At 35.6% G+C, this 15,187-nt stretch carries 16 protein-coding genes; 9 read left to right on the plus strand and 7 right to left on the minus strand.

The genetic code is table 11. The annotated features are described in order from the left end of the window. Window positions 1–2: 2 nt before the first annotated feature. From I2F23_RS05950 to I2F23_RS05965, 4 genes are all read left to right on the plus strand, one after another. Window positions 3–593 (plus strand): CvpA family protein, encoded by a 591-nt coding sequence (locus tag I2F23_RS05950; RefSeq protein WP_195771643.1) that lies wholly within the window; start codon window positions 3–5, stop codon window positions 591–593. 24 nt (window positions 594–617) lie between these two features. Next, complete coding sequence (purF, locus tag I2F23_RS05955; RefSeq protein ID WP_195771644.1) at window positions 618–2,156, plus strand: amidophosphoribosyltransferase; 1,539 nt, start codon at window positions 618–620, stop codon at window positions 2,154–2,156. A 95-nt stretch (window positions 2,157–2,251) separates the two neighbouring features. Further along, window positions 2,252–4,141: a M48 family metalloprotease gene (locus I2F23_RS05960; protein WP_195771645.1), complete on the plus strand. Its 1,890-nt coding sequence runs from the start codon at window positions 2,252–2,254 to the stop codon at window positions 4,139–4,141. Window positions 4,142–4,206: 65 nt separating this feature from the next. Further along, window positions 4,207–4,938, plus strand: coding sequence for a hypothetical protein (locus I2F23_RS05965; RefSeq protein WP_195771646.1), 732 nt, complete (start codon window positions 4,207–4,209; stop codon window positions 4,936–4,938). Window positions 4,939–4,977: 39 nt separating this feature from the next. Here I2F23_RS05965 and I2F23_RS05970 read toward each other — a convergent pair whose 3' ends face one another. Further along, a complete protein-coding gene (locus I2F23_RS05970; protein WP_195771647.1) occupies window positions 4,978–5,424 on the minus strand; it encodes a GatB/YqeY domain-containing protein in 447 nt (148 codons plus the stop codon). A gap of 27 nt (window positions 5,425–5,451) precedes the next feature. After that, entirely contained in the window at window positions 5,452–5,667 is a 216-nt protein-coding gene (rpsU, locus tag I2F23_RS05975; protein WP_001136722.1) for a 30S ribosomal protein S21, read from the minus strand. A gap of 144 nt (window positions 5,668–5,811) precedes the next feature. Here rpsU and tsaD point away from each other — a divergent pair, with 144 nt between their 5' ends. Next, window positions 5,812–6,828, plus strand: coding sequence for a tRNA (adenosine(37)-N6)-threonylcarbamoyltransferase complex transferase subunit TsaD (gene tsaD, locus I2F23_RS05980; protein ID WP_195771648.1), 1,017 nt, complete (start codon window positions 5,812–5,814; stop codon window positions 6,826–6,828). A gap of 35 nt (window positions 6,829–6,863) precedes the next feature. Here the strand turns inward: tsaD and I2F23_RS05985 are convergent, their stop codons facing one another. Together I2F23_RS05985 and I2F23_RS05990 are read right to left on the minus strand one after the other, a co-directional pair. Beyond that, window positions 6,864–7,085: a DUF1653 domain-containing protein gene (locus tag I2F23_RS05985; protein WP_195771649.1), complete on the minus strand. Its 222-nt coding sequence runs from the start codon at window positions 7,083–7,085 to the stop codon at window positions 6,864–6,866. Window positions 7,086–7,121: 36 nt separating this feature from the next. Beyond that, a complete protein-coding gene (locus I2F23_RS05990) occupies window positions 7,122–7,529 on the minus strand; it encodes a GFA family protein (RefSeq protein ID WP_195771650.1) in 408 nt (135 codons plus the stop codon). 143 nt (window positions 7,530–7,672) lie between these two features. On the opposite strand from I2F23_RS05990, the gene I2F23_RS05995 reads away from it, so the two are divergent. The 4 genes from I2F23_RS05995 (at window position 7,673) to I2F23_RS06010 (ending at window position 12,178) form a co-directional block, all read left to right on the plus strand. Then, window positions 7,673–8,263, plus strand: coding sequence for an IMPACT family protein (locus I2F23_RS05995; protein WP_195771651.1), 591 nt, complete (start codon window positions 7,673–7,675; stop codon window positions 8,261–8,263). Then, entirely contained in the window at window positions 8,256–8,867 is a 612-nt protein-coding gene (locus I2F23_RS06000) for an acyltransferase (protein ID WP_195771652.1), read from the plus strand. Before I2F23_RS05995 ends, I2F23_RS06000 begins: the two co-directional genes overlap by 8 nt. 302 nt (window positions 8,868–9,169) lie before the next feature. Next, window positions 9,170–11,173 (plus strand): poly-beta-1,6-N-acetyl-D-glucosamine N-deacetylase PgaB, encoded by a 2,004-nt coding sequence (gene pgaB, locus I2F23_RS06005; protein ID WP_195771653.1) that lies wholly within the window; start codon window positions 9,170–9,172, stop codon window positions 11,171–11,173. 162 nt (window positions 11,174–11,335) lie between these two features. After that, window positions 11,336–12,178, plus strand: coding sequence for a universal stress protein (locus tag I2F23_RS06010; RefSeq protein WP_195771654.1), 843 nt, complete (start codon window positions 11,336–11,338; stop codon window positions 12,176–12,178). A gap of 112 nt (window positions 12,179–12,290) precedes the next feature. Here the strand turns inward: I2F23_RS06010 and I2F23_RS06015 are convergent, their stop codons facing one another. The 3 genes from I2F23_RS06015 to I2F23_RS06025 form a co-directional block, all read right to left on the minus strand. After that, entirely contained in the window at window positions 12,291–12,956 is a 666-nt protein-coding gene (locus I2F23_RS06015) for an O-methyltransferase (RefSeq protein ID WP_195771655.1), read from the minus strand. A 106-nt stretch (window positions 12,957–13,062) separates the two neighbouring features. Further along, a complete protein-coding gene (locus I2F23_RS06020) occupies window positions 13,063–14,346 on the minus strand; it encodes a histidine-type phosphatase (RefSeq protein ID WP_195771656.1) in 1,284 nt (427 codons plus the stop codon). 14 nt (window positions 14,347–14,360) lie between these two features. Continuing rightward, entirely contained in the window at window positions 14,361–15,056 is a 696-nt protein-coding gene (locus tag I2F23_RS06025; RefSeq protein ID WP_195771657.1) for an oligogalacturonate-specific porin KdgM family protein, read from the minus strand. Between the last annotated feature and the right edge of the window lie 131 nt (window positions 15,057–15,187).

The following is a 15,187-nucleotide window of genomic DNA, read 5'->3' on the forward strand; positions in this document are numbered from 1 at the left end:
AAATGAATATTTTAGATGTTATTGTTGTCATTATTGTGGTGCTTGGAGGAATAAACGGTTTGCGACAAGGACTCATACAAGCCTTGGCGAACCTTGTAGGTTGGGTATTAGCGCTATTTATGGGTGCTAAATACGCCAATGACTTGGCGCCAATGATGTCAGGATTAAGTCACGATCTTGTTGTACAAAAAATTGCTGGATTTGCATTTGTTGTACTCGTAGTGATGTCATTGACATGGTTGGTCTCGACAATTTTAAACAAAATTCTGAAGTCGTTAAAGCTAGGCCCACTAAATAGGTTGGCTGGTGGTGCCTTAGGGTGTTTAAAAAGTTTATTTATTGTGCTGATTGCAATGCAAGGTGCTGAACCTTGGGTCTATACTGCACAAAGTTGGAAACAGTCTAAAATGGTACAAATGCTTATGCCTTATGCACCAATTGCGACGGAAGTTTCTAAAGAGGTTGCAACGGAGGCAATCCAACATTTTCATGATAATGAGGCTCAAGTAGAGCAACGGTCAAAGGAAATTGCTGAAAAAGTCTCTGCGCGAAAAGGTTCTACGGAACATTCAGCGCAAAACCCTTTTAATTAATCCAAGCTTGTCTGCGAGGTTGCTATGTGTGGAGTTGTTGGGATCGCTGGAAAATCACCAGTAAACCAATTGTTGTTTGATGCTTTGACGATGTTACAACATCGTGGACAAGATGCAGCAGGCATTGTTACCTGTGAAAATGATCGTTTATTCCTAAGAAAAGATAACGGCCTTGTTCGTGATGTTTTTCATACGAGACATATGCGTGCCCTACGTGGTAACTATGGAATTGGGCATGTACGTTATCCAACAGCAGGTTCTTCAAGCAGTGCAGAAGCACAGCCTTTTTATGTAAACTCACCTTATGGCATTACACTTGCTCATAATGGTAATTTAACAAATGCTGATGAAATCCGTCATTCATTATTTGAAACTGACTTACGTCATATGAATACTGATTCTGACTCTGAAGTGTTGTTAAATGTTTTTGCACATGAGTTGCAAAAGCTTAGAACATTACATCCAACAGCAGAAGATATTTTTTATGCTGTACATCGTGTTCACCAACGTTGTCGTGGTGCATATGGTGTAGTCGCAATGATTACTGGGCAAGGATTAGTTGCATTTAGAGACCCTAACGGAATTCGCCCTTTAATTTATGGTTCGCGTTTAAGCGATTGTGGCAAGACTGAGTATATTGTTGCTTCTGAATCTGTGGCAATTACTGCTTTAGGTTTTAAAGTAGAAAGAGATATTGAGCCAGGTGAAGCGATTTACATTGATGTAAATGGCAATTTATTCACAAAACAATGTGCTAAAGATCCAAAATATTTCCCTTGTATTTTTGAATATGTGTATTTTGCACGTCCAGATGCAATTATAGATGGAATTTCTGTTTATAAAGCACGTTTGAAAATGGGTGAAAAGCTTGCACATCACATTTTAAAAGAATGGGGTGAGGAGCATGATATTGATGTTGTGATCCCAATTCCAGATACAAGTCGTACTTCTGCTCTAGAACTTGCGAATGTACTTGGCGTTAAATTCCGTGAAGGATTTATGAAAAACCGTTATATCGGTCGTACCTTCATTATGCCTGGGCAGCAACAACGTAAAAAATCTGTACGTCAAAAACTTAACCCTGTAGAGTTAGAGTTTAAAGGGAAAAATGTATTATTGGTTGATGACTCTATTGTCCGTGGTACAACCTGTAATGAAATTATTCAAATGGCGCGAGATGCGGGTGCTAAAAAAGTGTTCTTTGCTTCTGCAGCTCCTATGGTGAAATATCCAAATGTATATGGGATTGATATGCCTGCAAAAGCAGAGCTTATCGCGTCTGAACGTACAGTTGAAGAAATTCGTGAGATCATAGGTGCTGATCGTCTTGTATTCCAAGATCTTGATGATCTAAAAGATGCAATTCGTGTGCCTAAAGTTCCAGAGGTTCAAGAGTTTGATTGCTCTGTATTTGATGGTCACTATGTAACAGGTGACATTAACTTGCAGTACTTAACGGAATTAGAGCAAAGTCGTTCAGATCATGCAAAAAAAGAAGATAAATATATTGATGTCAATATTGATGCTTCATCTGTAGATTTAACAGGCGTCACAGAAGCATAACTTTTTGTTTTTTGTTATAAAAAGGTGGGATTTTCCCGCCTTTTTATTTTATGATAGGTTGAAGACTATTCGGTACGCTAGCAAGGCTATAGACATTGGCATCAAGTACATTTTCCTATAATCATCAGAAGAATTTATTTGTCGCAACAGTCATTTGCTTGTTCGCCATTTTTTTAACCATTATGGTTTTAAATTTTTCTTTTGGTCTCATCGTTTATTATTTAGATCAAGGTCAATCGATTTGGTGGAATGAGCATAGCCCTGTATTTTTAAGCTGTGTACTATTCATTATGATGATCTCTTTATGTTATGAACTCTATATTTTTAGAGAAGGTGGTCATTCTTTAGCAAAGCAAATGAGAGCAAGGCATCTTCATGCATTAGAATGTACACCGGAAGAGATTAGAGCTGTAAAATTAACTGAGCAGTTGGCAGATAAATTTCAGATAGAGATCCCCGCAGTCTATGTATTACCCGATGAAATAGGCGTAAATGCTTTAACTGCAGGAGAAAATAGAAAAGATACAGTGATTATTTTAACTTGGGGTGCCTTACAGAACCTAGATGAATTAGAGTTATATGGGCTACTCAGTTATGCTTTTAATCAAATTATTAGTGGTGAAACCAGACAGAATATCCGACTTAAAATTCTTTTTAGTGCCCTGACTAGCTTTAACCAGTGGGGAAGCAAAATTGCCCGAAGAGGATTTAAACCCTACCGTGGTAATGAGAAAAATAAATTTGAAACTGTATTGGTCGCAGTTGGCGGTATCATCTGGCTGATGGGGAGTTTAGGCCTTCTTATTTCTAGGTTGGTAAAGTTTCTTACCCTTTCAGGAAGAACGTTCAAAAATGATATTCATACTCAAGCATTAATAGAAAATAATACCAATTTACAAACATTACTTAGAATCTATGTGCATCATGCTGGTTCTCAAATTCATAGTTCGTATTCTGAGTCAATCGCTCATATGTGTTTTGCAAATTCATTAAGCCCTCAAAGTTGGTTAAATATTCATCCAAATATTGAAAGAAGAATTTATAGGTTAAATCCAAATGTGCTTCAAGAGATACAGCTAGAAAATTTAAGAAAAGTACAGCTACAACCTTTATTGGGTTTATTTAAACCATTTGGTGATGAACAAACAGAAATGAATATTTCATGGATGCCACCTCAGCCATTGCCGTTGATTCGTTTAACACCCATGGGATTTCCATCTAAAGATGAAATTAGACCACTGAATCCTTCAGTAAGAAAATCTATAAAACAGCCTGAACTCGTTAAGCGAGCATTGCAAACCAATACAGGTGCAAGAGAAGTACTTGTTGCTGTACTTATGATTAGACAGTACAAAGAATTTATACCAAAAAATGCGTTAGTGAGTCATGCTATTGTTGATGCTTTATTGGGCATCGATGCTAGATTACATGTACAAATATTTCTAGATGCCTGTGATACATTAAGCACAATGCCACAGAGTATAGCTAGACAGTTCTTAACTAAACTTGCGCAGATTGCTCAATCTGATGGTAAAATTGGCCTATTAGATGCATTGTTATTAGATAAAGTAAAAAACCAATTAAATTTACTACCTGTACATATGCCTACTGCTTATGATGATATTCAATTTAATATTGTTCGTTTAGTCGATGCTCTAGTGTATATCGATCAGATAGATATAGAAAATAGTCTTAGTCGTAGAAATAAAATTATTCAACAGCTAATCTCTGAAAAAGAGGTATATAAATATGAATTTGTCTCCGACGAGCATATCGATTTTGGAAATATATTGCATTCTATATCTGGGCTTTTATTGAGAGACCGATTAAAAATACTTGGTATTATAGAGCATTCTATTTGCAGTGATAGGGTAATGACTCAAGATGAGTTAGATGTACTGGCATTATTGTATTGGCGATTTGGATTTGAAAATGATGAAATTGTTGAACAAATTTTAAACCAAAATAGTTTAATGATTGTATAGGTTTTCTACATGTAAATAATTACATCAATGTTAGAATAGTCGTCTTCTTAAATTGAACCTTAAATATGAGTGAGCAGCAACAGTCATCAGTACATCATCGTAATATCCTTTCACATTTGGGAATTGATCTTTGGATTCCTAGAGATGTTGCCGTTGAAGAAAATGATGCGTCTGTTTTTTGGCGTGACCAAGTATCATGTGCTGAAATTAATTTAAATGAAGAAGCTGAATTAAACGTTGAGAGTATTTCAATTGAACGAGAAGTGAAGCTTGAAAATATAGAGCCTCAATCTATTATTTCTTTAGAAAAACTAGAAAAACTAGAAAAACTAGAAAAACTAGAAAAACTAGAAAAACTAGAAAAACTAGAAAAACTAGAAAAACTAGAAAAACTAGAAAAACTAGAAAAACTAGAAAAACTAGAAAAACTAGAAAAAGAGATAGATCCTTTTATACTTACCGTATTGGTTTCAGTAAAAAAAATTATTTTTATCAATACATTTGATATTTCTAGCGAAGAGAGAACTTTACTCAATAATATGATTCATACACTTGAATTGGTGCAATATGAGTTAAAGTGGCCAATACTTGAAACCTTAAAAGATTCAAATTTTCTTCAGTTTTATTTGGATGGTTTTATCGACGCGAAATGTAATGAGTTTGAATGTGCTGTTCTTGTAGGAAATAGACCGAAAGGCTTAGTATTTACCTTCAACAAAGAATTTCCATCTTTAAGTCAATTGTTGAATAGTGCTCAAGACAAAAGAGATTTATGGGAGTATTGGAAAAGCGTTTAGAAAACGTTAAACGCTTTTTACGAGTGATTTAGATAAGTGTTAGTTAAGTTTTGCTTTAACTTTAGCTGATGCAATTGCAGCATCGGCACGTCCGGCTATGATCGGACGTAGAGAATTCATCACCTTACCCATATCTTTCATGCTAGTAGCACTTTGATCAGCAATAATCTGATCAATGACAGAATCAAGTTCTTCCTCAGTCATAGCGGCTGGTAGAAATTGAGATAGAATCTCAATTTCGGCTTGTTCTTTACTAGCTAAATCGTCTCGGCCAGCACCGGCAAAAGCCTTTACTGACTCTTTACGTTGTTTAACTTGCTTCTCAACAATTGCAAGGACTTGATTATTATCAAGTTCTATGCGTTCATCGACTTCAATTTGCTTAATTGCAGCTTGCAGACTACGAATAACAGTTACAGTTGCCATTTCTTTAGCACGCATGGCACTTTTAAGAGCATCAGTAATTTGGTTTTTTAAATTAGTCATAGTCTTTCAGCTTCAATCACAAATTAATTAGTAAAGGCGAGTAGTACGTACAGATTCGCGAGCCAATTTCTTTTGGTAGCGCTTAACAGCAGCAGCTTTTTTACGCTTACGCTCTTGAGTTGGTTTTTCGTAGAATTCACGTTTACGAACATCAGCTAAAACACCAGCTTTTTCGCAAGAACGTTTGAAACGACGGATAGCTACGTCTACTGGTTCGCCTTCTTTCAATTTAACTTGTGGCATGAAGAATCCTCAATATTTATGGATAAATCTAAAGCGGAATTGCTTTAGAAAACAAGTGAAGTGCAGTATTTTACTCATTTACTTCTCATATCACAAGTCTATAATGGTGATTGTCGTAAATTGGACTCATAAATAGGCACTTAAATGATTGTTTTAGGCTTGGAAACCTCTTGTGATGAAACAGGATTAGCACTCTATGACAGTGAGAAGGGGCTACTTGGTCAAGTGTTATATAGTCAAATTCAGTTACATGCTGAATATGGTGGTGTGGTGCCCGAGTTGGCATCGCGTGATCATGTGAGAAAGTTGATTCCTTTACTTGATGAATTGCTTGCACAGTCAAAGGTAACTAAAAAGCAAATTGATGCAGTAGCATATACACGTGGTCCAGGATTAATGGGTGCATTAATGACAGGCGCACTTTTTGGGCGCACGTTAGCATTTGCTTTAGATAAACCAGCAATTGGTGTACATCATATGGAAGGTCATATGTTGGCTCCTTTACTTTCTGAAACTCCACCTAAATTTCCTTTTGTTGCATTACTTGTTTCTGGTGGACATACACAATTAATGGCAGCTTATGGCATTGGTGAGTATGAAATATTGGGGGAATCGATTGACGATGCAGCTGGTGAAGCATTTGATAAAGTGGCTAAGATGATGGGACTGGCATATCCAGGGGGACCAAACATTGCAAAACTTGCTTTAGATGGTAACCCACAAGCATTCGATTTTCCGCGTCCAATGCTACATAAAGATTTAGTATTCTCTTTTAGTGGTTTGAAAACTGCCGTTTCAGTGCAACTGAAAAAAATAGAGGGACAAGATAGAGATGCCGATATTGCAGCCTCTTTTCAAGAAGCAATTGTAGATACACTTGTGAAAAAGTCAGTGAAAGCCTTGAAGCAGACCAACCTAAAACGATTAGTGATCGCAGGTGGGGTAAGTGCAAATTTAAGACTGCGAGAAAAACTTGAAGCGGAACTGGCTAAAATAAAAGCACATGTTTACTATGCAGAACCCGCATTGTGTACAGATAACGGTGCAATGATTGCTTTTGCAGGTTATCAGCGCTTAAAAGGTGGAGCTAGTGATGGATTGGCTGTTACAACAACACCAAGATGGCCAATGACTGAACTTGAGGTACCTACACAGGTTTAAAAGTAAGGTGAGTGATTGCTCACCTTAGTTACATGCTAGAAGTTTGGCTTCAAAAATGCAAAGCGAGGCTGTTTTGTTTGATCAGGTAAATTTACTTCTTCTAGAAACATACTTGCTGGGCGTACCCATAGAGAAAAGTCATCATATAAACATTGATACACAACTAAAACTTCTTGGGTTTCGCTATGTTTGGCTGTACCTATAACTTGGTAAAGTTGGCCTTTGTAGTGTTTATAAATACCGTGTGGAATTTGCATAATGCATCCCATAATAAATAATGGAATATAGTAAAGCTAAACGGTATGTTGAGTAAATAAATCCTCTTGTGTGAGTTTAATTGTTGTATTTGCAAAACTATAATAACTAGGCTTTTCTTCAATAAACACTTCGGTATCTAATGTGAGTTGATTGTGGTTCATTTCAAGTAAATTACAATTTACATTACAGTAAGAGCAGTCTTTTTTTTGCCAAAAAATAAATGTGCCACATCCTTTGCAGAAACCTCTGTGAGCCCATTCAGATGAGTTAAAAACAGTAAGCATTGCTATGTTTTGTATAATTAAACTTTTCGGTTCGACTTCTATGGATAATGAAATACCTCCAGATTGTTTTCGGCAAATTGAACAGTGACATGCTGTGACATTTAAAGATTTGGGGTCTGCACTAAAAGTGATTTCTCCACATAAACATTTTCCTTCCATTAAATTATCTCATTCAACTTATATGTTTGAAGCTTAGCCTAATTTGTTTAAATCTACGATTATTTAACAGTATTCCATAAGTGACATTTTGTGTTTTGATATAAAACGTTATAATTATTTGAAATTCAATGTAATGGGTGAGTATGCCATTTACCATTAAAGAAACAGTTGTTTATGAAGAAGACGTGAAAAAAAGTCGTTTCCAAGCATTTGCGATTCCTGTTGAAACGGAAGAAGAGATCAAAACAGTTTTAGAAACTTATAAAGATATTTCGACAACACACCAGTGTTGGGCATGGAAGATAGGGCATAATGTTCGGTTTAATGATGACGGTGAGCCCTCAGGAACAGCAGGTCGTCCTATTTTGGCAACAATTGAGGGTAATGAGTTAACCAATATATTGGTATTGGTTAATCGGTGGTATGGCGGTGTGAAGTTGGGCACGGGTGGATTAGTACGTGCCTATGGTGGTACAGCAGGAAAAGCCTTACTTCTAGTAGATAAAATAGAACTCATAGAAAAGATAGATGTATATTTTGAGTGTAATTTTAGTGAGTGGCCAATTTTGCAGTATGAACTGGTGCAAAACCAAATAACCTTTTCTGAAGAATATACAGCCACAGGTGTGAGTGTTAACGCAAAAATACAGATACATCAGCGCATTGAACTTGCGAAAAAAGTACAGGATGTCACACGTGGTAGAGAAGAATTAAAAGGAACTCATGATGACTGATCCTTTACTTAAATATAGAGAACAACATAAGCACCGTTTAAACTATATGCCATGGTTATACTGGCGGTTAAAAGACAAACATAAAGTTTGGGCGGAGGCTTGGCAAAAAGAATATCAAGAATATTTGCAAACTATGGAAACAGTTGAAATAGGAAAGAATTGCTTTATTTCGCCGTTAGCACATATCTTTGCGGAGCCTGGACGTAAAATTATTATTGGCGATCATACATTTATTGCTGCTGACGCTACATTACATGGTCCTTTACAGATAGGTAGTGAAGTTGCGATCAACCATCATTGTATTTTAGATGGGGGAAAAGCGGGAATCGTTATTCATGATCAGGCACGATTGGCTGCATATACACATTTATATGCATTTGATCATGGTGTGAATTTAGAAAACCCAATTTATCAGCAACCTGTTCGCTCACAAGGTATTGAGATTGGGAAAGATGTTTGGTTAGGAGCACATGTTGGTGTGAAAGATGGTATTAAAATAGGAAATCATGCTGTGGTGGGTATGAATAGCATGGTCACTAAAGATGTTGAAAGTGCACACGTTGTTGCAGGAAATCCTGCAAAATTTATTCGTATTCGGGAATAATAATACTTCTTGTTAAGAATAATTTAATTGTTATAGCATAACATTTTTTGATTCATCATATAATGATAAATTATCATATCATGTCACTAAATTTTAAAAGATATTTGCTAATTTATTATTAGGTTGAATGGGCAAGATCCCTGTAAAAGAAACAGAGATATACATTTTTAAATGTACGTAAATTACAGTGCATTTGTAAAATAAACTATGCCTTTTGCGGGTGGATAAGCTTAAATTGCTTCTTAGGTCTAAGATTTGAATAAACTCATCAAAAATACTATTTCACTTTTAATGGAAAAAATATGCTTAATCAATTTCTGAAGTCGGTACTCACGGGGTGTATGGCAACAGCACTTTTTGGAGCAGCAGTCGTTACGCATGCAGAAGAACAAGCACAAATACGTCCAGATACATTAACGGTGATTGGTTATCATGAAGTCACAAATCAGGCTAACGATGCAATTATTCCACTATATGCAGTGACTACAGAAAATTTTGAGAGTCAGGTGAGATGGTTACAACAAGATGGGTTTCATTTTATTTCTGTCAATGATTTAATTCAGGCAAATGCAGGTAAATTAAAACTACCAAGTAAACCTGTATTACTTACTGTTGATGATGGTTATGAATCATTTTACAGTAATATTTATCCGTTCGTAAAAGAAAACAAAATACCAGTTGTACTGGCTGTAGTAGGTTCGTGGGTAGATACACCATCCGATAAGGATGTACATTTTGGTGATGCTGAAGTTAAGCGAAATAAAATACTAACATGGTCACAAATTAAAGAAATGAGTGATAGTGGTTATGTTGAGATCGCAAGTCATAGTTATGACTTACACCGTGGTGTATTGGGGAACCCTCAAGGAAACTCAGAGCCAGCAGCCACAACAAGAATTTATGATCCAAGAACCAATAAATACGAATCAGATAAAGCATATCATCAACGGATATATAATGATTTAAAGAAAAATAATGAAGCATTTAAGTCACATGGTATTCCAACACCAAGAGTTATGGTGTGGCCATATGGGCGTTATAATATGGAAGGTGTGAGTGTTGCTAAAGCATTAGGAATGCCTGTCACTATTACATTAGATGATGGGCCAGCAGATTATAAAAAATCATTAAACTCCTTAAATCGTATTTTAATTGAACACAACATGACAACAAGCGATCTTGAGCGAGAAATTGAGAACCGCGAGAAAAATTTGGGTGACAATTATCGACCTCAAAAGATTATGCATGTTGATCTAGACTATATTTATGATAAAGATCTTGCTCAGGAAGAAAGAAATTTAGGTGCATTATTAGATCGAATTCAAAAAATGAATGTGAATACAGTATATTTACAAGCATTTTCTGATACGGATGCAAATGGTTCGGCAGATATGGTGTATTTCCCGAATCGCTATATTCCGATGCGTCAAGATTTATTTAATCGAGTTGCTTGGCAAATTGCAAAGCGTACACAGGTTAGACGTATATATGCTTGGATGCCTCTTTATGCATGGGAGTTACCTAAGTCAAATTCTGCTTCTAAAGATCTGGTTGTAACAGAGCAACCTAAAAATAGCGATCATTTAAATATGGGATATATTCGTTTATCTCCATTTTCACCCAAAGCACAAAAAGTGATTGAAGGGATTTATGAGGATCTAGGAAAATCTGCAAGTTTCAATGGTGTACTATTTCATGATGATACGACACTGTCTGATTATGAGGATTCAAGTCCTGAGGCATTAAAAGCTTATAAGGATGCAGGTTTGTCGACCGACTTAGATGCTGTTCGTAAAGATGACCAAAGCTTACAGAAGTGGACGGCGTTTAAAACAAAAACTATTGATGATTTTGCAATGAAAGTTGCTGGAGATTTACGTCAATATCAACCTGCTTTATTAACTGCCAGAAATATGTATGCACAAGTGGTACTCAATCCTTATGCAGAAAATTGGTATTCACAATCATTAGAACAATCTTTAAATCGCTATGACTTTACCGCAATTATGGCCATGCCATATATGGAACAAGCGAAAGACAAAGATAAATTTTACCAAGATATTGTGAATCGTTTAAAACAGTATCCTAATGGTATTCATAAAGCAGTGGTGGAATTGCAAGCCGTAGATTGGAGGAAAGATAATCAGCCGATTCCTTCAGAAGAACTAGCCGACACCATCAAATCACTTTATGCACAAGGGGTTATGCATGTGGGTTATTATCCAGATGATCCAATTAAAGGACATCCAGACCCAGCGGTGCTGAGACAAGTTTTTGACTTGCAGCCAAACCGTATTCAGCCTTAGGTGAAAAGTGCATGATTTTAAAGAAACTTATACGAATAATGCGTTTAAAGTATATTGTTTCAATTAAATAAAATAAAACTACTTGCAGAGTTTATTACTTATGTTAATTTTAATGCTGACAATTAGTAAAAATAGAGTGATTCACTCAAAGAGAGGCAACAAATGAAACGAGTAATTGCTTGTGTTGATTCATCTCCTTGTATTAATGCAATTGCCGAAGCGGCTTCATGGATTGCAAAGAGAACGCAACGTGAATTAGTGCTTTTACAAGTTTTGGACTATTACCCTGCGAGCTATCATTTAGGGGAAATTAGTGGCGTTATTGGCTTTGAAAGTAATGCGATGCTCTTAAAAGAACTCGCAGAACTTGAAGAAAAGCAAAGTACTTTGGCTGTTGATTATAGTAATAACTTGCTTAAGCATTTAATGACGACAATTAAAGAAAAGCATGGTATAGATGCCACAGTCATTCAAGAAAAAGGTGACTTTTTGGAGCAGAGTCTAAGTGTGCTTCGAGAAGATGATATTGTGCTTATTGGTAAAGTTGGGGAAAGTGCCGCTGAAAAAAATAAAGTTTTAGGCAGTAATGTTGAAAACTTTGTACGTGGTGCTAACTGTACAGTAATGACGGTAAGTGATCATTTTAAACCACCAACACGTTTTATATTTGCATATGAAGACTCACCTTTGTGTGCACAAATGCTTGAAAGTGTTGCAGAAAATGAACTTTTCCAACAGTTACAATGTCACTTGCTCCATGTTGGAGATGATCCAGAAGTCTTAAACAAGCCAGAAGCCTATTTAAGAGAAAAGGGCTTTGACGTGGTTGTTGCAACACGTGAGGGTGACGTTGCGCAGGGCATTATCGACTATCAAAAAGAACACGGTATCCAATTTGTACTACTTGGTGCGTTTAGTACAAATCGTATTTCTCAGTTCTTCTTAGGAAGTATTACAACAACAGTGTATCGAAAAATTCATGTACCTATTATTGTAGCTAAATAAAGAAGTTATCCTAAGTTATCCGCATAAACTGTGGATAACTTTATGGATATGTGATTTAAATATATTTAAGATATTGAAATAAAACAATAAAAAATAATTGGTGGTTTTTTGTTTACTTTACAATTGCGATTGCAAAACCATCATGTCCCTTACTACCAACAGTCTGTAATGCCGTACAAGACAGTAGTTTTGGATGATTCTTCAATGCTTCAAATGTCTGTCTAATTCCAACAATACTCGGTTTTTGATTGTTCGGATCAATAATATCTCCAGCACGGATAACATTGTCTAATACAATAATTGTTCCTGAGTGCGAGTATTTTAGACTAAGCTCCAAGTATTCTGGGTAGCTACCTTTATCTGCATCAATAAAAATAAAGTCAAATGCAGGTGTTTCAGCAGGTAATGTTTTTAAAACATCTGCTGCAAAACCTACTTTTAATTCAATATTTGTATCCATGTTGGCTTCTGTAATATTTTTATGAGCCATTTGTGCATGTGTTTCTCTACCTTCAATAGTTAGAAGGTAACCATCTTTTGGTAATGCACGAGCCAGCCAAATTGTACTATAAGCAGCAAATGTGCCAATCTCTAATACACGCTTACATTTGTTCATTTGTATTAACATTTGTAGTAGCATACCTTGATTCGGTGCAACTGCAAGGTGGTTTGAAAGACCATGATCTACGGTATTTTTCATCACTTGATGCAGTCGTTTATCTTCGGGAATTAAATGTTCATCAATATAGTCATCTAATTCTGTCCACATTTGTTGCATTGTTTTGTCTACCTCACTACGAATAAGTGAATTGTATACATTTATTTAATTCATGCAATTTTGTTATTATGCCGTAAAATAAAAAAGCGCCCTGAGACGCTTTAATTTATTTGTAAAGTGGTTGAGTAATATCTAGTCTGACAATTTGCTTTTGTGCATTTTGAATAAATTGATCTAAAGGACAGAGTACCCCGACTGAAGTTATTTTACAGTAAGGGTATTTTAATGTGTCTTCATGCAGAGGATGACTTGTATCTAGTTTGGTAAGTTGGCGCCATTGATCAAGTGTTCGCGCTGAAAAGCTAATTTTGACAAAATCTTTACTAGTTTTTAGCTCTTTATATTTAGCAAAACTCAGTGTTCCTCCTGGAGGAATATCATTTGCTAAGTATTGAGGAAGTTGCCAGTTAAAGCCTAGTAATGTCTTAACTTCAGAGATATTTGTATCGTGTCCTACAAAAATAACAAGAGGACGATGCAATTTTTGATCTGTAACTTTGTTTGAATCTAGAGCATCTAAAATCTGTTGATATAAAATAGAGCCACCTAGCTGTGCAAATAAAGGAATCTCATTTAGGTATTTATATTTTGCATCATGTAAAGCCATGAGTTTTTTCACATCCTCTGCACTTTTTACATGACCAAAAGCAACTTGAGAAAGTGGAAAGTTTTCACTGTACTGTAGGCGAATAGTTTCACCAATATTTGAACCTTCATCGGCAGGACCACTTAATTTAGGTTGTCCATTTTTATTTAGTTTGAGCTTCCAATCTTTATCTAAAAACTCACAGCTATCGGGTGCACATACAGCCGTTCTTAAATGTTCATTCACCTTTTCATATTTTTGCTGTATGGTTTTTTGACTTTCTATTTTATTTTTAAATTCTTTTTTAATCAGATCAAATGATGCTGTTGCACTTCCCATTTTTAAGGCATCAAAAATCGGGTCATGTTTGTAGCCACTGACACCAACTTCTATATGGCAACTAGGCGAAATAGATGATGCAATTGCATCAGCGGTTTTTTTTGTACGTTGATCAGGTGCAGCCCAAATAAATACCTGACTTTGGTTTGTACAATTGTCTTGACTTAAGGAAAGAGGTAAGCCACTTTTTTTCCATTCACTGACTTGATATTGGCTTTGATTAAATATGCCGTCATATCCACGTTGTGTTAAATAACCATCTGGTACGGACCATGAAGGCCATTGTTTTCCAGTTGCTTCATTAAGTTCAGATAAATTTGTTTGTGGACGTATACCATGGCGAACAAGGGTAACGACCTGTTCAAGTTGATATTCAGGCTCTGGCAAGTTTGATGTTTTTGCATAGCTAGTAGAAGAGGCGAGGAGACTACCTAAAACCGCATAAACCAATTTATTTTTTATCACTGATATTTGTCCTATTAAAAGAAGGTATAGCTTAGGCCTGTTTCAAAAATAGTTTGTCTTCGATCAGATTTACTACTTAAAGATTCATTTCTTACTTCAATATAGGGACTAATTTTAGATGAAAGTTTATATTCCATATTAAATTTATGGCGATAGTCGGTATTTTTATTGTTAAATAATTTTGTGTCTTGACCATGGTAATACGTATATTCGTATGTGATTTTCGTTTTATCTATTTTTTTAGTATAACCAGATTCTGCATAAAGTATTTTTTTAGGTGGCTTTTTTGCATCGTAATTCATACGTTCGCCTACCATTTTTACATAGACCTTATCTGTATTCGTGAGGTTAAAGTCATTTGTAATCTTTGCTTTATATTTATCGCCGTCTGTTTTATTTGCATATTCTAACTCAGGACCTGCTGAATAGTAGTTATTAAAACTATACTTATATTTTGCTTTAAACTTTTTTTCATAAAATTTTTCATGAGAAAAAGCAGTACCAGGACGGCCATTGTCTTGATTGTCAGGTGTCGCTTTCCACTCGGTTGCAAGGGTAATTCGATTTTTAAAAGTATGTTCTAAACCAATAACATCCACATTCTTTTTTGAAAGGTCTTCATAGTAGTGTCCATAACTCAGGCTTAAGGCATGTACTGACGGCGAGCAAATGAAAAGTCCTATAGTGCAAAGTGTAATAATATTTTTCATGTTTTAAATTGTATCTTTTTAGAAAGTCGGACATACAATGCAGTCTTTTTATGACAATTACGTTTAATTCATTTTAAAGTTTTATGAAATGCAAGTATTTGTATTTTTTAAATTATTATTTTTCCAGTTGT

Origin of the sequence: Acinetobacter pollinis (assembly GCF_015627175.1) — a bacterium.
Lineage (GTDB): Bacteria > Pseudomonadota > Gammaproteobacteria > Pseudomonadales > Moraxellaceae > Acinetobacter > Acinetobacter pollinis.